17 protein-coding genes are annotated in these 21,098 nt (G+C 60.6%); 8 read left to right on the forward strand and 9 right to left on the reverse strand.

What is annotated here, in order from left to right; all coding sequences use genetic code 11:
- Positions 1 to 60: 60 nt before the first annotated feature.
- The 7 genes from fusA to RFER_RS19330 form a co-directional block, all read right to left on the reverse strand.
- Positions 61 to 2,163 (reverse strand): elongation factor G, encoded by a 2,103-nt coding sequence (gene fusA / locus RFER_RS19300; protein WP_011466061.1) that lies wholly within the window; start codon positions 2,161 to 2,163, stop codon positions 61 to 63.
- Positions 2,164 to 2,326: 163 nt separating this feature from the next.
- Positions 2,327 to 2,800, reverse strand: a complete 474-nt coding sequence (gene rpsG / locus RFER_RS19305; RefSeq protein ID WP_011466062.1) for a 30S ribosomal protein S7 — start codon at positions 2,798 to 2,800, stop codon at positions 2,327 to 2,329.
- A gap of 149 nt (positions 2,801 to 2,949) precedes the next feature.
- Positions 2,950 to 3,327 carry a 30S ribosomal protein S12 gene (rpsL, locus tag RFER_RS19310; RefSeq protein ID WP_011466063.1) on the reverse strand — a complete coding sequence of 126 codons (378 nt, stop codon included), beginning with the start codon at positions 3,325 to 3,327 and terminating at the stop codon, positions 2,950 to 2,952.
- 188 nt (positions 3,328 to 3,515) lie between these two features.
- Complete coding sequence (locus RFER_RS19315) at positions 3,516 to 4,697, reverse strand: D-alanyl-D-alanine carboxypeptidase family protein (RefSeq protein ID WP_166485763.1); 1,182 nt, start codon at positions 4,695 to 4,697, stop codon at positions 3,516 to 3,518.
- A gap of 117 nt (positions 4,698 to 4,814) precedes the next feature.
- Positions 4,815 to 5,198: a (2Fe-2S) ferredoxin domain-containing protein gene (locus RFER_RS19320; RefSeq protein WP_011466065.1), complete on the reverse strand. Its 384-nt coding sequence runs from the start codon at positions 5,196 to 5,198 to the stop codon at positions 4,815 to 4,817.
- A gap of 10 nt (positions 5,199 to 5,208) precedes the next feature.
- Entirely contained in the window at positions 5,209 to 6,303 is a 1,095-nt protein-coding gene (locus RFER_RS19325) for a VanZ family protein (RefSeq protein ID WP_011466066.1), read from the reverse strand.
- Positions 6,304 to 6,319: 16 nt separating this feature from the next.
- On the reverse strand, positions 6,320 to 6,748 hold the full coding sequence (locus RFER_RS19330; RefSeq protein ID WP_011466067.1) for a CopD family protein: 429 nt from the start codon (positions 6,746 to 6,748) through the stop codon (positions 6,320 to 6,322).
- A gap of 282 nt (positions 6,749 to 7,030) precedes the next feature.
- On the opposite strand from RFER_RS19330, the gene hemB reads away from it, so the two are divergent.
- The 5 genes from hemB to RFER_RS19355 all read left to right on the forward strand — a co-directional run bounded on the left by hemB (position 7,031) and on the right by RFER_RS19355 (position 11,731).
- Positions 7,031 to 8,047, forward strand: a complete 1,017-nt coding sequence (gene hemB, locus RFER_RS19335; RefSeq protein WP_011466068.1) for a porphobilinogen synthase — start codon at positions 7,031 to 7,033, stop codon at positions 8,045 to 8,047.
- A gap of 55 nt (positions 8,048 to 8,102) precedes the next feature.
- A complete protein-coding gene (locus RFER_RS19340; protein ID WP_011466069.1) occupies positions 8,103 to 9,341 on the forward strand; it encodes a magnesium transporter CorA family protein in 1,239 nt (412 codons plus the stop codon).
- Between the two features lie 124 nt (positions 9,342 to 9,465).
- Entirely contained in the window at positions 9,466 to 10,233 is a 768-nt protein-coding gene (locus RFER_RS19345) for a basic amino acid ABC transporter substrate-binding protein (protein WP_011466070.1), read from the forward strand.
- A gap of 21 nt (positions 10,234 to 10,254) precedes the next feature.
- Positions 10,255 to 11,022: an amino acid ABC transporter permease gene (locus RFER_RS19350; protein WP_011466071.1), complete on the forward strand. Its 768-nt coding sequence runs from the start codon at positions 10,255 to 10,257 to the stop codon at positions 11,020 to 11,022.
- Positions 11,009 to 11,731, forward strand: coding sequence for an amino acid ABC transporter ATP-binding protein (locus RFER_RS19355; protein WP_011466072.1), 723 nt, complete (start codon positions 11,009 to 11,011; stop codon positions 11,729 to 11,731). The genes RFER_RS19350 and RFER_RS19355 overlap by 14 nt, the downstream gene beginning before the upstream one ends.
- Positions 11,732 to 11,756: 25 nt before the next feature.
- Here RFER_RS19355 and RFER_RS19360 read toward each other — a convergent pair whose 3' ends face one another.
- Positions 11,757 to 12,449 (reverse strand): dienelactone hydrolase family protein, encoded by a 693-nt coding sequence (locus RFER_RS19360; protein WP_011466073.1) that lies wholly within the window; start codon positions 12,447 to 12,449, stop codon positions 11,757 to 11,759.
- A gap of 219 nt (positions 12,450 to 12,668) precedes the next feature.
- Here RFER_RS19360 and RFER_RS19365 point away from each other — a divergent pair, with 219 nt between their 5' ends.
- The 3 genes from RFER_RS19365 to RFER_RS19375 all read left to right on the forward strand — a co-directional run bounded on the left by RFER_RS19365 (position 12,669) and on the right by RFER_RS19375 (position 14,693).
- A complete protein-coding gene (locus tag RFER_RS19365) occupies positions 12,669 to 13,250 on the forward strand; it encodes a thioredoxin fold domain-containing protein (protein ID WP_011466074.1) in 582 nt (193 codons plus the stop codon).
- A gap of 66 nt (positions 13,251 to 13,316) precedes the next feature.
- A complete protein-coding gene (locus RFER_RS19370) occupies positions 13,317 to 14,003 on the forward strand; it encodes a ProQ/FINO family protein (protein WP_011466075.1) in 687 nt (228 codons plus the stop codon).
- Between the two features lie 69 nt (positions 14,004 to 14,072).
- Positions 14,073 to 14,693, forward strand: a complete 621-nt coding sequence (locus tag RFER_RS19375; protein ID WP_011466076.1) for a MarC family protein — start codon at positions 14,073 to 14,075, stop codon at positions 14,691 to 14,693.
- 4 nt (positions 14,694 to 14,697) lie between these two features.
- Here RFER_RS19375 and uvrA read toward each other — a convergent pair whose 3' ends face one another.
- Positions 14,698 to 20,994, reverse strand: a complete 6,297-nt coding sequence (gene uvrA / locus RFER_RS19380) for an excinuclease ABC subunit UvrA (protein WP_011466077.1) — start codon at positions 20,992 to 20,994, stop codon at positions 14,698 to 14,700.
- Positions 20,995 to 21,098 lie beyond the last annotated feature (104 nt).

The following is a 21,098-nucleotide window of genomic DNA, read 5'->3' on the forward strand; positions in this document are numbered from 1 at the left end:
CCGAGGACAGGGCCAGCTCACTTTGTGCCGCTGTGGCCTGTCCTGCAAACCGAACAGAAATTATTTGGCCCTAGCCGCCATGATGGCTTCGGACACGTTGCGCGGCGCTTCGGTGTAGTGCTTAAATTCCATGGTGTAGGTCGCGCGACCTTGTGACATGGAACGTAGCGTGGTGGAGTAGCCGAACATTTCAGACAAGGGTACCTCCGCCTTGATGGCCTTGCCACCACCAACCATGTCTTCCATGCCTTGCACCATGCCGCGACGTGAGGACAAATCGCCCATCACGTTGCCGGCGTAGTCTTCTGGTGTTTCGACTTCCACAGCCATCATGGGTTCCAGAATCACCGGACCCGCCTTGCGACAACCTTCTTTGAAGCCAAAAATGGCCGCCATCTTGAAGGCGTTTTCATTCGAATCCACATCGTGGTAGGAGCCGAAATGCAGCGTCACCTTGACATCAACCACCGGGTAACCCGCCAGCACGCCCGAGGTCACAGCCTCGTTAATGCCTTTTTCAACCGCAGGGATGAATTCGCGCGGAACAACACCACCCTTGATAGCGTCGATGAACTGAATGCCCTTGCCGGGTTCGTTCGGCTCAATCTTGAGCACGACGTGCCCGTACTGACCCTTGCCGCCCGATTGGCGCACGAATTTGCCTTCGGCATCTTCGACCGTCTTGCGAATGGTTTCGCGGTAGGCCACTTGCGGCTTGCCCACATTGGCTTCAACGCCAAATTCGCGCTTCATGCGGTCAACAATGATTTCGAGGTGCAACTCGCCCATACCGGCGATCAGGGTCTGACCGGACTCTTCATCCGTTTTGACGCGGAAGGAAGGATCTTCTTGCGCCAAACGCTGCAAAGCGATACCCATTTTTTCCTGGTCAACCTTGGTCTTGGGCTCCACAGCCTGCGTAATGACGGGCTCAGGGAACACCATGCGCTCGAGCATGATGATGGCACCGGGATCGCACAGGGTCTCACCGGTCGTCACGTCTTTCAAACCGACACAAGCCGCAATATCGCCCGCGACAATTTCGCTCACCTCTTGGCGATTGTTGGCGTGCATCTGCACAATCCGCCCAATGCGTTCCTTCTTGCCACGAATCGGGTTGTAGACACTATCCCCTTTTTGCAGGACACCCGAGTAGACGCGCACAAAGGTCAACTGCCCCACAAACGGGTCGGTCATCAGCTTGAAAGCGAGGGCGGAAAATTTCTCGGTGTCGTTAGCCTGGCGTACCACCGGGTTTTCGTCTTCGTCCATCCCCTTGACCGGAGGAATATCGACTGGCGACGGCATGAATTCAACCACGGCATCCAGCATGCGCTGCACGCCTTTGTTCTTGAACGCGGAGCCACAATACATTGGCTGGATTTCGCTGGCGATGGTGCGGGTACGAATACCGAATTTGATCTCGTCTTCGGTCAAATCACCCTCTTCGAGGTATTTGTTCATGAGCTCTTCAGACGCTTCGGCGGCAGCCTCAACCATCTTCTCACGCCATTCCTTGGCCAGCTCCAGCAGCTCGGCGGGAATCTCACGGTAGTCAAACAACATACCTTGTGACGCCTCATCCCAAATGATGGCTTTCATTTTGAGCAAGTCGACCACGCCAGTGAAATTTTCTTCCGCGCCGATTGGAATCACCATGGGCACAGGGCTAGCCTTGAGGCGCAGCTTCATCTGGTCCACGACTTTGAAGAAGTTGGCCCCGGTGCGGTCCATCTTGTTCACAAATGCCAGGCGAGGCACTTTGTACTTGTTGGCCTGACGCCAAACGGTCTCAGACTGCGGCTGCACACCACCCACGGCACAATAGACCATGCAGGCACCGTCGAGGACACGCATGGAACGCTCGACCTCAATGGTGAAATCGACGTGTCCAGGGGTATCGATGATGTTGATGCGGTGCTCGGCAAAGTTGTTTTCCATGCCTTTCCAGAAGCAGGTGGTGGCCGCCGAGGTGATCGTGATACCACGTTCTTGCTCCTGCTCCATCCAGTCCATGGTGGCAGCGCCGTCATGCACTTCACCAATCTTGTGATTGATGCCGGTATAAAAAAGAATGCGCTCGGTGGTGGTGGTTTTACCGGCGTCAATGTGAGCCGAAATACCGATATTGCGGTAGCGCTCAATGGGGGTATGGCGAGCCATGATGGATCCTTGGTTGATCTATATCTTCAAACTGCTACCCCCAAGGATTTTCGATCCTTGAGGCGTAGCGAGCGACTTTCAGACTGGGCACCACCCTGTTGGCAGTGCAAAAGGCGCGACAAGAAGCCGCACCGACGCATGAAAATCGCGCAGTAACCGCCTCTTAGAAGCGGAAGTGGGAAAAGGCCTTGTTGGCCTCTGCCATACGGTGAACTTCATCCCGCTTTTTCATGGCGCCGCCCCGACCTTCGGTGGCTTCCATGAGTTCATTGGCCAGGCGCAATGCCATGGATTTTTCACCGCGCTTGCGAGCCGCTTCCTTGATCCAGCGCATGGACAAAGCCAAGCGGCGCACCGGGCGCACTTCAACCGGCACCTGGTAGTTGGAGCCACCCACGCGGCGGGACTTCACCTCAACCATCGGCTTGACGTTGTTGATGGCCATGGTGAAGGCTTCAACCGGGTCTTTGCCAGGGTTCTTCTTCTCGATCTGCTCAAGCGCACCATAAATAATGCGTTCGGCGATCGCTTTTTTGCCGCCTTCCATGATCACGTTCATGAATTTGGACAACTCGACATTGCCGAACTTAGGATCCGGCAGGATTTCACGTTTAGGGACTTCGCGACGACGTGGCATTTTTTCACCTCTTTGCTTCAGTTGGCGTCTTTATCAGACACCGCAAAAACCATGCTGGTTTTTACTTACTCGACCCAACAGCGGGTCACTACGTTGCATCACCGCGCCACGCGGGAAACAACACCTTTTTAATTCGACCAAACGAAAATTTATTTGGCCTTCGGCTTCTTGGCACCGTACTTGGAGCGCGACTGCTTGCGGTCTTTCACGCCTTGCAAGTCGAGCGAACCACGCACAATGTGGTAACGCACACCAGGCAGATCCTTGACACGACCGCCACGAACCAGCACGACGCTGTGTTCCTGCAGGTTGTGACCTTCACCGCCGATGTAGGAAATAACCTCAAACCCATTGGTCAGGCGCACTTTGGCGACTTTACGCAGAGCCGAGTTTGGTTTTTTAGGCGTGGTGGTGTACACACGAGTGCACACACCGCGACGCTGTGGAGAGTTTTGCATCGCAGGGCTTTTGGACTTGATCGTTTCGACCTCGCGCCCCTGACGTACTAGTTGATTAATGGTTGGCATTGAAAAACGTCCCTAAACGTTTGATAGCTGTTTTGACAGCTAAGACTTAAATACTTCGAAAACGTGAATCCCTTCGGAAATTCCGAAAAGCTTTCAACTATAGCAGGTCAAACGCTTGTCCGCAATGATTTTTGCGATCTTGGCGGCTGCGCGTTGTGTGCTGGCGCCAACTTTTCCGCGGACTCTCACTACTTGATCCACAGGCGCAGTGCATCCCAGGCGCGGCCCAGCACCCCGGCCTGCTCAACCGCTTCCAGGACCAGCAACGGCACATCAACCAGCGTCTGCTCCCCGCTGGTGACTTTCAGGGTTGCGACCTGTTGGCCCTTGGTAAATGGGGCGACCAGTGGGTCCGAGCGCAGCACCTGCGTTTTAATTTTGCCCGACGTACCCGCCGGGACAGCCACCACAATCGCCTCCGGGCGACCCAATTTGACGACCGCTGCCTTGCCCTTCCAGACTGCCGGAGAGACAACGGCCTGATTGGCATCGAACAGTTTGACCGGTTCAAACGCGGTGTAGCCCCAGTTCAGCAGCTTCTGCGACTCATTGGCGCGCGAGTTCTCACTGGTCGCACCCAACACAATAGACAGCAGGCGCCGACTTCCCGTGGCACCCGGTGATCCGGCGGCGGCCGGCGCACCCAGGCCGACGAAGTCGCGCTTCGCGGTGGCAATGAGGCAATAGCCTGCGGCATCGGTGTGTCCGGTTTTTAAGCCGTCCACCGTCGGGTCGCGAAACAGCAGCAGGTTGCGGTTGCTGCCATTGGCAGCGGGGGTTCCCGGGTAACGATACTGCTTGATGGCGTAATAGGCCACGTAATCCGGGAAATCGCGCATCAAACGGGTGGCCAGAATACTGAGATCACGGGCGGTGGTGGTATGACCCGCCTCGGTCAAGCCCTCCGGATTTTTGTAGTTGGTGGACTTCATGCCCAGCGCCTTGGCTTGCTCGTTCATGAGTTGCACGAAGCGCTCGACTGTGCCGCCAACGCCTTCGGCCAACGCCATGGTGGCATCGTTGCCGCTTTGCACAATCATTCCTTTGAGCAAGTCTTCCACCGGCACTTTCATCTTGGGATCGATGAACATGCGGGAACCCGGCATCTTCCAGGCATGCTCACTCACCGGCAGCATCTGCTTGAGGTCAATTTTTTTGCTGCGTAACGCGTCAAAAACAATATAGGCCGTCATCAGCTTCGTCAGCGACGCCTGTTCCACCGGGCTGTCAATGTCTTTTTCCGCCAGGAACTGATTGGCCGTGATATCGAACAACAAATAGGAACGTGCGGCAATTTCGGGCGGCTGGGGCGTTTGTGCCGAGACCGATAGACACATTGCGGCAGCAAGAGTCAAGAGTAGTTTTTTCATCATGAATTGGTTGCGCCGATCTTGCAGGGTGCAAGTCGGGCTGAATTAATGCTATATAAATAATAGCTTGCTACGCTTTGCGGACGGGGGCCAGAGGCCAAAAACGCTTAAACAATCTTAGCGGCCCAGCGTCGGCGGGATGAGAAGTCGTTCCACCACCTGGCCGTTTTTCAAGTGCGACGCCACGATTTCGTCAATGTCGGCGTTGTCCAAATACGTGTACCAGACCGCCTCCGGGTAAACCACCAGCACCGGTCCGGCGGCACATCGATCCATGCAGCCGGCCTTGTTAACCCGGACCTGCCCCGGGCCTGCCAGGCCCGCTGCCTTGACCTGCGTCTTGCAGTGATCGAACGCTTGCTGCGCCTGATACTGGGCACAGCACGGTTCGCCGTTCTTTCTTTCATTGAGGCAAAAGAAAACATGCCGCTCGTAATAGGATTTGGGCGGCTGGAGGTCGGGGACTTTACCTGACTCATTGTTGAATTTCGTTTCAGTCATGCCCGGGATTCTAGTTTTTTGCGTCTCTGACCCAAACCCTGAACAGCACATAAACCAGAGTTGCATAAGGCCACAACCACCCGACCCACTGCGCCAGGCCGTGAAAACGGATAAAACGTCCCTGCTCCCAGGTGGACAAGGTTTGCGCAAAATAAGGACTGGCAGGCGCCTGATTGAGCAAGTCAAGGTGGACGCCCAGCGCCAGCAACACCAGGGCCGCGCTCACACGTCGCGGCACCCCCAGCAGCAACAGCGCCAACACCATCGCTGCGACCAAGCCGGCCTTGACCGGCTCGCTGAACCATGCCCAAGCATGCTCCGGGCCATAACTCAAGGCGGCCGAGAGCGCCGTAACACCCATGCCGCAGGCAAACACCAGCAACAGGAACAGCAGGCGCCGAGAGGTCGCGCGGATGATGCAAAAACCAAGCAGACACGGAATCAGCATGCCCAGCATGACGCAGACCAGCTCAGCACCTGGCACCAGGGGTTGCAGTTCGATATCGCGCACCGGCAGCCAGTCCAGCAACGGTGTGTCCTGCAGAATATCCCCCAAGCTTGCTTCGAGCCGTTCCAGCACCTGCCCCAAGCCAAATGGCACCGCCGCCGGGAACAACAGGCCGACCGGCCACAAAGCCAACAACACAAGGCCTCCTCGGGCATCTGTCACAAACCAGCGCGCTCTGAAAATGCTCCAGCGTTCAATGACCCCCAATTCTTCCATGCCCCAGGCCAGCAACGCGCCCAGCCAGGCGCCCGCCACATTGAGACCCAAGTCCACATTCGACGCCACACGCATAGGCAAATAGCTCTGCAGCGACTCCATCGTCAACGACAAGACCCCAGCGGCCAGCGTCGCCAGCACGACGGCGTAGCGCCCCCGGCTGGTGCGCAACGCGCTAAGCGCCAGCAAAAAACCGAGTGGCAAATAACCCAACAGATTGATCGTGACATCAAAACCGGTCCAGTATTTGGGCCACGGGCTGCTGAGGTAAGCCCAAGGCACGACGCCCTGGTAACGCCAATCGGAAAAGGGGTACAGACTGGCGTAACAGATCAGCCCGACGTAGATCAAAGCCAGGGGCCAGGCTGAGGTCTTGTGCATCAACGCCTGCCCGGATTCAGAACGGCTTGACTACCACCAGCAGCACCGCCGCCAGCAATATCAGTACCGGCGCCTCATTGAACCAGCGGTACCAGACGTGGCCATGACTGTTGTGATTGGCCACAAACTTGCGCAGCAAAACGCCACAACTGTGGTGGTAGCCCAATGCCAGCGCCACCACGGCCAGCTTGGCATGCATCCAGCCATTGCCCGGTCCCCAGCCAATGCCAAAACCTGCCCACAACCACACGCCCAAGCCCACGGCGGGCACCGCGATCAGGCTGGTAAAGCGAAGTAATTTGCGCGCCATCAATAACAGCCGCTCACGCTCGGGGGCAGAATCAGCAGGCACCATGGCCAAGTTGACAAAGATGCGCGGCAGGTAGAACAGGCCGGCAAACCAGCTGGCAACGAAAACAATGTGAAGCGATTTAATCCAGAGCATAGGCGGCAGTTTAGTATGGAGCGGCCGACCTGATCTTGTGGCCGCGCTGCTGGACAGCTTCGCTTCGAAGCCCAAGCATCAGGCAAAAAAAACCCCAGCTCGAGGGCTGGGGTGGTAAGCCTATTTGCTGTCACACATCAAGGCCCCGCTCAGGGAGGAAAAGCGGGAGGCGGCGAACCGCCCACGCGTAATTTAACAAAAATCCGCCCCCGTTTCAAGAATACGAGTGAAATATTTTGTAATCAGCGCGACCAAACCCCTGGACCCCTTACACTTTTAACCATGACAACCTATGCTTCTTACCCCTTGGGTCGCCCGCGCCGTTTGCGCCGTGACAGCTTCACACGCAACCTGGTCCGTGAAAATGCACTGACCCCGCATGACCTGATCTACCCGATTTTTGTCGTGGACGGCCAACGGCAACGCCAGGCGGTTTCCTCCATGCCCGGCGTGGAGCGACTGAGCCTGGACCTGCTCCTGCCGGTGGCCGAGGAATGCGTCCAGCTGGGCATCCCGGTGATGGCCTTGTTCCCGGTGATTGAGCAGTCGCTCAAAACCCCCGATGGCCGCGAAGCCTTCAACCCGGACGGTCTGGTGCCGCGCGTGGTGCGGGCCTTGAAAAAGGAATTTCCCGAGCTGGGCATCATGACGGACGTGGCGCTGGACCCCTTCACCAGCCACGGCCAGGATGGCCTGCCCAGCCCGGACCCGCTGGAAGACGGCTACATCATGAACGACGAAACCGTCGAAGTACTGGTCAAGCAGGCCCTCTGTCAAGCGGCTGCCGGTACCGATATCGTCGCCCCCAGCGACATGATGGACGGGCGCATCGGCGCCATTCGCCAGGCGCTGGAAGCGAATCACTTCATTCACACCCGCATCATGGCCTACAGCGCCAAATACGCGTCTGCGTTTTACGGCCCGTTCCGCGACGCCGTGGGCTCGGCGGCCAATCTGGGAAAAAGCAACAAGAAGGTCTACCAGATGGACCCGGGCAACTCCAACGAAGCGCTGCGCGAAGTCGCGCTCGATATCGCCGAGGGCGCCGACATGGTGATGGTCAAGCCCGGCATGCCGTATCTGGACGTGGTGCGCCGCGTCAAGGATGAGTTCAAGGTCCCCACTTTTGCCTACCAGGTGTCGGGCGAATACGCCATGCTCAAGGCCGCAGCGCAAAACGGCTGGCTCGATCATGACGCCGTCATGATGGAAAGCCTGCTGGCCTTCAAGCGCGCCGGGGCCGATGGCGTACTCACCTATTTCGCCCGTGATGCGGCTCGATTGCTACAAAAACAATAGTTACTTACACAATAAATACGGGGGCTAGAGGCCGATTTCTTATATAAATGCCGTGATGAAACAGGCCCTGCGGATTTTCACCATTGACGGCACTGGCGTCAGTGAGACCGTGATTGCCGCCGACGGGGAGACCCCCGGGTTGACCCCGCAAGAGCCCGCCGCTGCGTCGGCCCGGCTCAGCACGCTGGCCGCACTGCAGCAAGTGCGCCTGCCAGAACACGGCTACCTCTGGATTGCTTGCGCCCGCGCGCAGTTTGATGTGCTGCAAACCCAGCTGCAGGCCACGCTGCAAGCGCTCACCGGCGTGCAACTGCTTGATTTGCACGTCTCTGACTTGCTGAACCAGCAACTGCCCTCGCGCTACGACTACACCTCGCAATACGACCTGCTGGTGTTTCGCCGTCTGGCGGCAGGCGGCCTGACGGCCGATCCGGCGCAGCCTGGCCAAACGCTGAACCATTTGCCCGCGCGCGGTGGTCCGCCCATTTTGCGGCGCATCGACACCAGCCCGGTGGGTTTTGCGGTGTTTGACCGCGTGCTGCTGACGATCCACCCGAGCGACTGTGCGGTGCGCGACGCCTATGCCGCGCGGCTGCTGGCAGCCGGCCACTCGGCACCCTCTCACAATGGCAACGGCGTCACCCCGGACAGTCGCTCGGCCGGGGCGCGGGGCGTGCCTGCGCACCCGGCCGACATGATGCTACGCATCGTCAACCAGATGGTGGACAGCTACCTGGAACTGCGGCGCGACCTCACGCACCAGCTCGACCACTGGCAGGCAGAGTTGCTGGACCCCAAGACACGCTTCAACAACTGGAGCGCCCTGCTGACCGCACGGCTGTCGCTGCACCATCTGGACGAGATCTGCGAAGACCAGCACAGCGCCGTGCAGGACTGGATCGAGTCCCTCAAAACCTGGCCCGAGGCCGACACCCCCTTGAGCCAGAGCGAGCGTGACCTGCTGCTGGTGCGCAGCCGCGACGTGCTGGAACACATTGAGCGCGTGGTGCATCACGTGCGCCGACTGGAGCAAAGCGCCGAGGCCGCCGTGCAGATGCACTTCAACGCCCAGAGCCACCGCACCAACGAAATCATGCGCACGCTCACAGTGCTGACCGCCATTTTTTTGCCGCTGAACCTGATTGCCGGCATTTTTGGCATGAACTTTGACTTCATCCCTTTGCTGCACCGGTCCAACGGCTTTTGGCTGGCCATGGTGGCGATGGGCTTCACCACCGTGACCTTGGTGATGTTTTTCTGGCGCAAACGCTACCTGGAGCGCTCGGCACGCTGAATCATCCGGCCCCGCCCGAAGTGCGTCGGTTCAAGTGCTGCAGGCGTTACCATCAGCGATCTTCCCTTGGCCTCCATGATCTGGACGCGCAAGCATTTTTTCCTTAACCTCATAGGACGCGACCATGAACCTCCTGCACAAAATTGTGGCTTCGGCCGGCTTGCTCACACTCGCACTGGGCAGCGTCCAGGCTCAGAACAAGGAACTGGTCGTCGGCTCCAGCGCCACCTACCGCCCGTTTGCCTACGAAAACCCGGCCAAAGAGATCGTGGGTTATGACGTCGACATCATCAAGGCGGTCGCGCAAAAAGCGGGACTGCAGATCAAGGTTGTCAACACACCCTGGACCGGCATCTTCGCGGCCCTCAACAATGGCGACGTCGATCTCGTCATTTCTGGCGTCACCATCAACGACAAGCGCAAACAGTCGTATGACTTCACCATGCCCTACTTTGAAGCGCGCCAGCTGATCGCCGTCCAGAAAGACAGCACGGCCAAGAGCCTGAAAGACCTCGCTGGCAAGAAAATTGGCGTGGTCACGGGCAGCACGGGCGACGACACCGTCTCGCGCGAATTTGGCAAAACCAACCCCGATATTCGTCGCTTTGAAAGCACCCCCGTGGTGATCTCCGAGCTGGTCAACAGCGGTGTGGACGCGGCGATTGGCGACAACGGCGTCATCGCCTTTCGCGTTCAGGAGCACAAGCAGCTCAAGACCGTGAACGATCCGAGCTTTCCCAAAGAGTACTTTGGCATCGTCGTCAAGCAGGGTAACAAAGCGCTGCTGGACAAACTCAATGCCGGTCTGAGCGCCATCAAGGCCGACGGCAGTTACGCGCAGATCTACAAGAAATGGTTCCTGGCTGAAGCGCCGGTCCTGCCAGTCCAATAAGCCCGGGGTCGCACTTTCCCGATGGAGCAAGTACTCTGGTTCGGCTGGTTTCGCGCTGACATCATTGCCGAGTACGCCGTGCTGTTCTGGCGCGGCCTGCAAATGACCATGCTGGTGACGCTGATCTGCATCGTGCAGGGCACGGCGCTGGGTCTGGCGATCGGCATGGCGCGCCTGGCAGAAGCCCGCCACGCGCCCGCCCGGCAGCTCTGCAAGTTCGCCTTGCGCTGGCCTGCCACCGTCTATGTGAGCTTTTTCCGCGGCACCCCGCTGTTTGTGCAGATTCTGCTGATTCACTTTGCGGTGCTGCCGCTGTTCATCAACCCGGCCGACGGCCTGCTGATTTCAGGCGAAACCGCGCGCAACCTGAAACAAAACTACGGTGCCTTCCTGTCCGGCGTGATCGCCCTCACCCTCAATGCGGGAGCCTATATTTCCGAGATCTTCCGGGCCGGCATCCAATCGATTGACCGCGGGCAAGTAGAAGCCTCCCGTTCACTGGGCCTGTCGTTCCCGCGGACCATGTTCCACGTCGTGTTGCCGCAGGCGTTTCGCCGCATGCTGCCGCCGCTGGGCAACAACGCGATCTCACTGCTCAAGGACTCGTCACTGATTTCCGCGATTGGTCTGGCCGAGCTGGCCTACGCGGCACGCACGGTCGCTGGCGCGTATTCGCGTTATTGGGAACCCTATCTCACGATTTCGTTGATGTACTGGGTGTTGACGCTGGGCCTGGCCTATGTGGTGAAGAACCTGGAGGCGCGTTATGGACGAGGTGATACGCGTTAAGGGCCTGACCAAGCAGTTTGGAACCCTGGAAGTGCTGCGGGGTATTGACTGCAGCATCCAGGCGTCCGAGGTGGTGTGTGTGATCGGTCCCTCCGGCTCGGGCAAAAGCACCTTTCTGCGCTGCCTGAACGGTCTGGAAGATGCGTCCGGCGGGCAGGTGCTGGTGGGCGGCGTTTCGGTGCATGACCCCAGGACCGATGTGGATGCCCTGCGTTCTGAAATCGGCATGGTGTTTCAGCGCTTCAATCTTTTCCCGCACAAAACCGTGCTGGAAAATATCACGCTGGCCCCCACCAAGGTGCGCGGCCTGAGCGCTGCGCAAGCCCACAGCCGCGCCCACGACTTGCTGGTCAAGGTCGGTCTGCTCGACAAGATTGACGCCTACCCGAACCAGCTGTCCGGCGGGCAACAACAGCGCGTGGCCATTGCCCGGGCCCTGGCCATGCAGCCGCGCATCATGCTGTTTGACGAACCCACGTCGGCGCTCGACCCCGAGATGGTGGGGGAAGTCCTGGCCGTCATGCAGGCCTTGGCCGAGGAAGGCATGACCATGGTGGTGGTCACCCACGAGATGGGCTTTGCGCGCCAGGTCGCGGACCGGGTCCTGTTCATCGACGAAGGCCTGGTGGTCGAGGCAGGAACGCCAGCCGACCTCTTTGATCGGCCCCAGGAAGAACGCACACGCCGATTCCTGAGCAAGGTGCTCTAGCGCAACACGGGTAGCGCGCAGGAGCTCAAGCCAAATGCCGGGCGAAAAAGGCCAGCGTGCGCTCACGCGCCAGCGCGGCGGCCGTGGCGTCATAGGCGCTGCGATGGTCGCAGTTGAAGCCATGGCTCGCCTGATACAGGTGCACCTCCACGTCAGGGTGCGCTTGCTGGAAGGCTTGCACCCCTTCAAGCGGGATCGATTGATCCTGCCTGGCAAAATGCGCCAGCACCGGACAGGTCGGCGTGCGTTCGATCTCCACGGCACGGGTCATGCCGCCGCCGTAGTACGGCACCACCGCACGCAAGCCCGACAACTGGCAGGCCGCCCGCCAGGCCAGCAGGCCGCCCCAGCAGTAACCGACCAGGCCGACCTTGCCGCTTGTCCCCGCTCTCAAAGCGTGGTCGATGGCGGCTTGAATGTCCTGCATCACGCCAGGTGGCGCCAGCCCCTCCACCGCCGCCTTCAAGGCCACGCCCGCCGCCACGTCGGCCGGGCTGTAGCCCAGTTCCACACCCGGCTTGACCCGGTGAAAGGTGGCCGGCGCCAGCGCCAGGTAACCTTGCGCCGCAAAGTCATCGGCCACCGCGCGAATATGCGGGTTGACCCCAAAAATCTCTTGCAGCACGACGATCGCCCCTTGGGGCGGCCCGGCCGGTCGCGCTTGGTAGGCGGGAAATTTGAGGCCGTCTGGCGCCGTCAATTCAATGAACTCAGCCATCTGCATGCCCTTTTGAAAGTTTTTGTTCAGTTGGGGTTGAGCTTGCGCGCGACGAAATCAAGCCACCCGAAATCAGGACTATTTTTCCATCGCTTGGCCAAGCAAACCGGGTTGCAGAATACCCCAACGGTGACTGTCCATTCAGCCCACGGTAAGATGCCCGCATCTGCGATGCGCTGAATTTTCCCTCCATCATTGCCCCCTACAAAGAGGTGTTCCTTGAAACTTCATTCCCTGTTCTTCTCCTCCCTGCTGCTGCTGGCGCTGGGCATCAGCGGCTGCTCACCCAAGGACTCCGCCGCCACCGCAGCCGCGAGCAAGCGCGAAGTGTCCTTGCCTGCGATAGCCGCCGAGGCCAAAGGTTTTGCCGTCGGCGCCTTGATGAGCACCAATACGGTTTATGTTTTTTTCGACAGCCAGTGTCCGCACTGCGGACACCTGTGGGCGGCGTCTGCACCGCTGCAACAAAAAGTCAAATTTGTCTGGATTCCCATCGGCATGATCAACGCCACCAGCAAGGCGCAGGGCGCCGCACTGCTGACGGCGGCCAATCCGGCGGCCTTGATGAGCGAGCATGAAGCGTCACTGCTGGCGGGCCAGGGCGGCATTTCGGCCAGCAGCAGCGTCGCGCCCGAGATCGAAAAATCGATCAAAAACAACACCCAATTGTTGAACAGCTTTGGCGCCGAATCGGTCCCGTTCGTCGTCGCCAAAAACATGAAGTCCGGACAAACCGTGAGTCGGGAGGGGGCCATGAGCACGGCCGCACTGGCCGAATTTTTGGGTGTGGATGCGCCGTAAGCGCTGCCGCCAACCGGTGGCAGGCCACTTGGTCGACAATCGCGGGTTGACCTACCGTTTAATCCTATGACCCGTACTACACCCGAAGCACCCGCCCAAGCCGATACACCGACGCAGCCCGCAGAGCAAGCCAGCAAGCCCGGGCGCTCGCAAGCTGTCCAGCCCGTGCTGGAGAAGCTGTTTGAACTCTATCCGCATCTGTTTGGCGCCGAGTTCCTGCCGCTCAAGCTTGGTATTTTTCAGGAGCTGCTGGCCCTTCACCCCGAGCAGTTCCAGCGCGACAGCCTCAAGCTGGCACTGGGCCTGCACACCCGCTCGACGCGCTACCTGCAAAGTGTTGCCGCAGGCAAGCCGCGCCATGACCTGCAGGGCGCAGCGGTGGAAGCTGTCGCCCCGGAGCATGTGCACTTCGCCCTGCTGGAGCTGTTTCGCCGTCGGCAAGGCCGCACCCAGGCCGATTTGCGGCCAAAATTGCGGGCCCAATTGCTCGCCGCGTTTGCCGCGTCCGGCTTGACACGCCAGGAGTACCAGGCCAGGGTGCTGACAAAAGATGCGAGCGCCAATACCTTGCTGGAGGAAGCATTTGCCGAACTGGATCAAAAGTTGGCCAAGCAAGAGGCCTTGCTCAGAGCCTTCAACAGCAGCGGCAAGACACCCGCAGAGTTTGCCGACATGTACGGACTGGATCAGCGCGACGTCATGCTGGTGCTGGATCAGGGTCGCAGCCAGCCGGTGCCCGCTGTCAAACCCTAGCGCTTGATCCGCCCGTTTTTCTCCGGCTTCAGCTTGGCCTTTTAGCGCACCAATCAGGAGGAAGATTCCATGGATTTCAAGCCCCTCGTCACGCTGCTGGCCATTGTCAATCCCCTGGCCATCGTGCCGTTCTTCATTCACTACACGCAGGACTTCACGCGCGAGCAACGGCGGCGCACGATCTGGATTTCATCGTTCAGCACCTTTGTTGTGATTACCACCAGCGCCCTGATGGGCCTGCATATTCTGGATTTCTTCAGCATCTCGCTGGCCAGTTTTCAGGTCGGTGGCGGCATGCTGCTGCTGACCTCGTCCCTGGCCATGCTCAACGCTCAGCCAGCAGAGGCCAAATCGAATGAAGAAGAAATGCATGACGCCTCCGTCCGCGCCAGCATTGCGGTAGTGCCGCTCACCATTCCCCTGCTGGCCGGTCCGGCCACCATGTCGACGGTGGTGATTTATGCCGAAAAGGCCAAGACTTTCTGGCAGATGAGCACGCTGGTGGGCTACGGCCTGGTCATCGCCCTGGCCACCGCCTTGTGCTTTTCGCTGGCCCAGCCGATTGCCCGCGGCCTGGGCAAGACCGGCATCAACGTCATGACGCGTTTGATGGGGCTGATCCTGGCGGCGCTGGCGGTCGAGGTCATGTCCGACGGCCTGATCAAGCTGTTTCCGATTCTGGGACGGTAGACGGCTACCGGGCCAGCACCGCCGCCAGCGCCACGCCGGTGGGCGTGCCCAGCGTCACCACACCCTCCGGCGTCGTCGCAGCCACCACGCGGCCACCGGCGTTGCCGCCATCGGGCCCCAGGTCAATCACCCAATCGGCCTCGGCAATCACGTCCAGGTCGTGTTCGATCACCACCACGCTGTGGCCGCCATCGACCAGGCGGTGCAGCACCTTGATCAGTTTCTCCACGTCCGCCATGTGCAAGCCGACGGTGGGCTCATCCAGCACGTACAGGGTGTGCGGGGCTTTTTGACCGCGCCGCGTGATGTCGTCGCGCACCTTGCTCAGTTCGGTCACCAGCTTGAGGCGTTGCGCCTCGCCGCCGCTGAGGGTGGGCGAGGGTTGGCCCAGGGTCAGATAACCGAGCCCCACGTCTTTCAGCAGTTGCAGCGGGTGGCTGATATTGGGCATGGCAGCGAAAAATTGCACCGCTTCATCCACTTCCATTTGCAGCACGTCGCCAATGTTCTTGCCGCGCCAGGTGACGGCCAGGGTCTCCGGGTTGAAACGCGCGCCCTTGCAGGTTTCGCACAACACCTTCACATCCGGCAGAAAACTCATGGCAATGGTACGGATGCCCTGCCCTTCACAACCGGCGCAGCGGCCCTCACCGGTGTTGAAGCTGAAGCGGTTGGCCGCGTAGCCGCGTGCCTTGGCCTCCAGCGTGTCGGCGAACAGCTTGCGGATGATGTCCCAGAAGCCGATGTAGGTGGCCGGGCACGAACGCGGGGTTTTGCCGATCGGGGTCTGGTCGACTTCGAGCACGCGGTCGACCGACTCGAAACCGGTGACGGATGTGCAGCCGGTCCAGCTGATTTGCTCGCCGGCGTCCAAGGCGTCGCGACCGGCTTTGGTGCTGCGTTTTTGCACGGCGGTGTGGACGTTGGCGAGCAAAACGTCTCTTGCCAGGGTCGATTTGCCGGAGCCGCTGACACCGGTGATGGCGACGAGTCGGCTCAAGGGGACTTGGGCGGTGACGTGCTGCAGGTTGTGCATGGTGGCGTTGGTTACCGTCAGCCAGCGCTGCACTTCGGGGGTTGTGAAATTGGGGTCAGATTCCAATTTCGAAGCAGCTTTTTTCTTCTTCGGAGGAGCGGGGATGAAAATGGAATTCGACCCCAGATTCACTGTGGTCGTCACATTCGACGCGGCCACACTCAAGTTCGCGCTAAGAGTCAACGGTTTCGCGGCTGGAGCCGGTTTGCCGGGCAACGATGTTGAGCCTGCGTCTGAGGCGCCCGGCGAACCGGCTCTGGACGCAGCGAGTACCGCGCCAGTTCCGATTCCAACACCCACATCAGCGAGCATCAGCACGGGCCGACGTGGCTTCAACGGATGCTTCATCGCGTGCAGCAAATAGCGCCCCGTTTGCGACTCAGCAGCCCCCTGAATGTCGGCCACAGAACCCTCGGCCACCAACTGCCCGCCGCGTTTGCCCGCGCTGGGGCCAATGTCGATGATGTGGTCGGCGTAGCGGATGGTGTCTTCATCGTGCTCCACCACCACCAGCGTGTTGCCCTGGTCGCTCAGGCTTTGCAGCGCACCCAGCAGGATCTGGTTGTCGCGCGGGTGCAGGCCAATGGTGGGCTCGTCGAGCACGTAGCACACACCCTGCAGGTTGCTGCCGAGTTGCGCGGCCAGGCGGATGCGCTGCGCCTCGCCACCGCTGAGCGTGGGCGCGCCCCGGTCCAGCGTGAGATAGCCCAGGCCCACCTGCTCCAAAAACTCAAGCCGACCTTTGATCTCGGGCACCAGGTCACGCGCAATGTCGGTTTCGCGCTGGCTCATGCGGCCCTGGGTCTGCAGCGTCTCCACCCACTGGCGCAGGTCGGTAACACTCAGGCGAGCCAGTTCGGTGATGGCCACCCCCTCGATCGCCTGCCTGGCACGGATGCTTGCGGTCGCAGGACTTGCCAGTTGCAGGCCGAACTTCACGGCCCGTGCCGTCGCATTGAGCCGCGTACCCTGGCAAGCTGGACACACCGCATCCACCAGATCCTCCACCTCGGGCTCGGCAAAGGTCTGCTCGCGCCCCTTGTTATCGTTGTCAACCACCGAGTCGTCGAACACCTTGCGCTGCTCTTTGGTCAGGCGAACACCGGTGCCGACGCAGTCCGGGCACCAGCCGTGCTTGCTGTTGTAGGAGAACAGGCGCGGGTCCAGCTCGGCGTAACTGGTGCTGCACACCGGGCAGGCGCGCAGGGTGGAAAAAGCCTGCAACGTGCCAATCTGCGCGGTCGGCGTGCCCGCCAGCATGGCGGCACGCAAGCCACTCAAGTTGCTCAAGACATGCACCACGCCTTTGCCGTGCATCAGCGCTTGCGCCAGCGCCGCACGCAAGGCGGCTTCTTGCTCCGGCAGCACGTCCAGACTGGCCACCGGCAGCTCGATCGTGTGCTCCTTGAAACGGTCGATGCGCGGGAAAGCCGTGGTCGGCAAAAAGTTGCCGTCCACCCGCAAGTGCGTGAAGCCGCGCGGCCGCGCCCAGTCGGCCAGCTCGGTGTAAACACCCTTGCGGTTCATCACCAGGGGGCTAAGCAAGCCGATGTGCTGGCCGCGAAAGTTTTTCATCAGTTGGGCGGCAATGCTGTCGGGCGTTTGCGGCGCCACCGGTGTACCGTCATGGATACAGTGCTGCGTGCCCAGCTTGACAAACAGCAGGCGCAAGAAATGCCAGACCTCGGTGGTGGTGCCGACGGTCGATTTGCGCCCGCCCCGGGACAGCCGCTGCTCGATCGCCACCGTTGGCGGGATGCCATAGACCGCGTCCACTTCCGGCCGGCCCGCCGGCTGCACGATGGAGCGCGCATAGGCATTGAGCGACTCCAGATAGCGGCGCTGCCCCTCATTGAAGAGAATGTCGAAGGCCAGCGTCGATTTGCCCGAACCCGACACACCGGTCACCACCGTGAACTTGCCACGTGGAATGTTGACGCTCAAGGACTTGAGGTTGTGTTCACGCGCATTGATGATCTGGATGGCGTTTTCAGCCGCATGCACACCATGATCCGCGGCGGCGGGGGTTGCGCCGGGCAACGATGTTGAGCCTGCGTCTGAGGCGCCCGGCGTGACCCCTGCCGCCGTAGCGTGCACCAAATACGGCGCAGTGAATTCATTCACCCCATGCACGCCCCCCATCGCCGTAGCGTAGTCGCGCAAGGCTTTGCCCGTATGGGAAGCCGGATGCTGCCGCACATCATCCGGCGTGCCAAACGCCACCACTTCACCGCCCGCATCGCCGCCTTCGGGCCCGAGGTCAATCAGCCAATCCGAGGCCCGGATGACATCCAGGTTGTGCTCGATCACGATCAATGAATGCCCCACATCCAACAGTTTGCGCAAGGCGCGCATCAGCTTGGCGATGTCGTCGAAATGCAGGCCGGTGGTGGGTTCATCGAACATGAACAAGGTGCCGCGCCGGGCGATGGCCTGACGGCTCGCACTCGCGCTTTTGGCAGCGTCGGCCAAAAACCCGGCCAGCTTGAGACGCTGCGCCTCGCCACCGCTGAGCGTGGGCACCGGCTGGCCCAACTTCACGTATTCCAGACCTACATCAATAATGGGCTGCAGCCCCCGTATTACCTCGCGATCATGTTCAAAAAGCATAGCGGCTTCGCTGACGGTCAGGTTCAGCACGTCGGCGACGTTGATGTGTCTGACGCTGGGGGCTGGCCCCGCGGATTTGATGCGCAGCGGGCGCTCAATCGTGATCTCCAGGATTTCGGGGCGGTAGCGTTTGCCATCGCAGTCCGGGCAGCGCAGGTAAACGTCGCTCAAGAACTGCATTTCCACATGTTCGAAGCCCGATCCGCCGCAGGTGGCGCAGCGGCCGTCGCCATTGTTGAAGCTGAATTTGGACGCGGTGTAGCCGCGCTGGCGCGACAGCGGCGCATTGGCAAAAATCTCACGGATCGCATCCCAGGCGCCGACGTAGCTCACCGGGTTGGAGCGTGCGGTCTTGCCAATCGGGGACTGGTCCACAAAGACCACGTCACTGAGTTGCTCGGCGCCCAGCAGGCGCTCAAAGGCGCCCGGGGCCTCGGACGGCTTGCCAAAATGCCGTTTCAGCGCCGGCGCCAGGATGTCCTGGATCAGGGTTGACTTGCCGGAGCCGCTGACCCCGGTGATACACACCAGGCGCTGCAGCGGAAATTCGACGCCCACGTTTTTCAGGTTGTGCTCGCGTGCACCTTCCAGAATCAGGCGTGGGGTGTTGGCGGCCACTAGTCGCTGGAAGCCCAGGCCGACCTGCTTGCGCCCGCCCAGGTAAGCGCCGGTGAGGGTGTCGGCGTGGCGCAAATCAGCGGTGCTGCCGTCAAACACGATTTGCCCGCCGCGCTCGCCCGGCCCGGGCCCCATGTCGATCATGCGGTCGGCCGCCAGCATCACCGCCGGGTCGTGCTCCACCACCACCAGCGTGTTGCCCGCGTCACGCAGGCGCTGCATGGCCACGATGATGCGGTGCATGTCACGCGGATGCAAGCCGATGCTGGGCTCGTCCAGCACAAACAGGGTATTGACCAGCGAGGTGCCCAAGGCGGTGGTGAGGTTGATGCGCTGGACCTCGCCACCGCTGAGGGTGCGGCTTTGCCGGTCCAGGGTGAGGTAGCCAATGCCCACCTCACACAGGTACTTCAGGCGCGTGCTGATTTCCTCGAACAGCAGTTTGAGGGTCTTGGCATCAGCCTCAGAAGTCACCACCGCCACAGACAAACCGGGTTCCCCGGCTGTTTCCGGCGCGGCGCGCTCCGACACCCCAAGCCGAGCTTGCATCGAATCGAAGAAGCGTCGCACCCGGTCCAGCGGCAACAACATCAAGTCGTGCAAACACAGGCCCGGCAGGGCCTCCAACTGCTCACGCGACCACTTGACGCCCGCCGGCATAAACCGCTTGGCCGGATCCAAAACCTTATCGGCATCGGCCTTGCTGCCCATGCGCCACAGCAGACTCTCGGTCTTCAGCCGCGCACCGCCGCAGGTCGGGCATGGCGTGTAGCTGCGGTACTTGGACAGCAGCACGCGGATGTGCATTTTGTAGGACTTGGTTTCCAGGTATTCAAAAAAACGCCTGATGCCAAACCAGTGCTGGTTCCACTTGCCATTCCAGTTGGGGGAGCCATCGATCACCCAATGCTGCTGCTCGGGCGTGAGCTTGTACCAGGGCGTGTCGCGCGGAATGCCGGCGCCTTCCGCGTGGCGCATCAAATCGTCCTGCGCCTCCTGCCAGGCGGGGGTCTGCATCGGCTTGATGGCGCCGGCGCGCAAGGTCAGCTTGTCATTGGGAATCACCAGCCCGTAGTCGACTCCAATGACGCGGCCAAAACCGCGGCAGGCATCGCAGGCACCCACGGCGGAGTTGAAAGAAAACATCGACGCGATCGGGTCGGTGTAGCGCAAGTTGCTCTCGGGACAATGCAGGCCGGTGGAAAAGCGCCAGATCTCAGGGACCGAATTTACTATCGAATCTGTAGCCAAACTCCCTTGAATATCGGGGGCTTGCGGCTCATTAAGCACATAAACGTTGATCCGCCCGCTGCCGTGCTTGAGCGCCACCTCAATCGCCTCCAGCACACGCGCGCGCTCGGCGTGAGCCAGCCTGAACCGGTCCGCCACCACGTCCAGCACTTTGCGCCTGGATGCCGGTTCCGGGGCGGCTTTGCCGGGCTTTTTGTGACCGACAGCCGGGCTTGCCTCCACCTCAAGATCGCGCTCCGCCTGCACCTTGGTAAAGCCGCTCACCGACAACCACTGCGCCACCTCCTCCGGCGTGGCACTGGCCGGCAATTCAACCGGGAAGGTAATGGCCAGGCGGGTATTCGCCTGCGCTGAGCGCTCCAGCAGCTGCGCGTAAATCGTCTCGGGGCTGTCGTGGCGCACCGGCTGCGCCGTGACCCGGTCAAACAAAGCCCCAGCGCGGGCGAACAGCAGCTTCAAATGGTCGTTGAGCTCGGTCATCGTGCCCACCGTGGAGCGGCTGGAGCGCACCGGGTTGGTCTGGTCAATCGCAATCGCCGGCGGCACGCCTTCGACCTTGTCCACAGCGGGCTTGTCCATGCGATCCAGAAACTGGCGCGCATAGGCGGAGAAGGTTTCCACATAACGCCGCTGGCCTTCGGCAAACAGGGTGTCAAACACCAGGCTCGACTTGCCCGAACCGCTGGGCCCGGTCACCACCGTGAGCTCGCCAGTGCGGATGTCGAGGTCCAGGTTTTTGAGGTTATGCTGGCGCGCACCGCGAATACGGATGATTCCCTGGGGCATGGCTTGAAGTCTTTCTGTAAGAGCCAGACATTCTAGGCAGTTCATCCTGCCGGATGACTGCCACGGGGTATTCTTGAAGCCTCCAGAAAAAGGAGTCTTGGGGT

Origin of the sequence: Rhodoferax ferrireducens T118 (assembly GCF_000013605.1) — a bacterium.
GTDB lineage: Bacteria > Pseudomonadota > Gammaproteobacteria > Burkholderiales > Burkholderiaceae_C > Rhodoferax > Rhodoferax ferrireducens.

What these genes read in the sequence shown, in the direction of transcription:
- RFER_RS19320 (WP_011466065.1), bottom strand. Translation starts at nt 5,198, where the DNA reads ATGACTGAAACGAAATTCAACAATGAGTCAGGTAAAGTCCCCGACCTC.
- RFER_RS19340 (WP_011466069.1), top strand. Translation starts at nt 8,103, where the DNA reads ATGAAACAGGCCCTGCGGATTTTCACCATTGACGGCACTGGCGTCAGT.
- rpsG (WP_011466062.1), bottom strand. Translation starts at nt 2,800, where the DNA reads ATGCCACGTCGTCGCGAAGTCCCTAAACGTGAAATCCTGCCGGATCCT.
- RFER_RS19370 (WP_011466075.1), top strand. Translation starts at nt 13,317, where the DNA reads ATGACCCGTACTACACCCGAAGCACCCGCCCAAGCCGATACACCGACG.
- RFER_RS19345 (WP_011466070.1), top strand. Translation starts at nt 9,466, where the DNA reads ATGAACCTCCTGCACAAAATTGTGGCTTCGGCCGGCTTGCTCACACTC.
- rpsL (WP_011466063.1), bottom strand. Translation starts at nt 3,327, where the DNA reads ATGCCAACCATTAATCAACTAGTACGTCAGGGGCGCGAGGTCGAAACG.
- RFER_RS19325 (WP_011466066.1), bottom strand. Translation starts at nt 6,303, where the DNA reads ATGCACAAGACCTCAGCCTGGCCCCTGGCTTTGATCTACGTCGGGCTG.
- uvrA (WP_011466077.1), bottom strand. Translation starts at nt 20,994, where the DNA reads ATGCCCCAGGGAATCATCCGTATTCGCGGTGCGCGCCAGCATAACCTC.
- fusA (WP_011466061.1), bottom strand. Translation starts at nt 2,163, where the DNA reads ATGGCTCGCCATACCCCCATTGAGCGCTACCGCAATATCGGTATTTCG.
- RFER_RS19330 (WP_011466067.1), bottom strand. Translation starts at nt 6,748, where the DNA reads ATGCTCTGGATTAAATCGCTTCACATTGTTTTCGTTGCCAGCTGGTTT.
- RFER_RS19360 (WP_011466073.1), bottom strand. Translation starts at nt 12,449, where the DNA reads ATGGCTGAGTTCATTGAATTGACGGCGCCAGACGGCCTCAAATTTCCC.
- RFER_RS19375 (WP_011466076.1), top strand. Translation starts at nt 14,073, where the DNA reads ATGGATTTCAAGCCCCTCGTCACGCTGCTGGCCATTGTCAATCCCCTG.
- hemB (WP_011466068.1), top strand. Translation starts at nt 7,031, where the DNA reads ATGACAACCTATGCTTCTTACCCCTTGGGTCGCCCGCGCCGTTTGCGC.
- RFER_RS19350 (WP_011466071.1), top strand. Translation starts at nt 10,255, where the DNA reads ATGGAGCAAGTACTCTGGTTCGGCTGGTTTCGCGCTGACATCATTGCC.
- RFER_RS19315 (WP_166485763.1), bottom strand. Translation starts at nt 4,697, where the DNA reads ATGAAAAAACTACTCTTGACTCTTGCTGCCGCAATGTGTCTATCGGTC.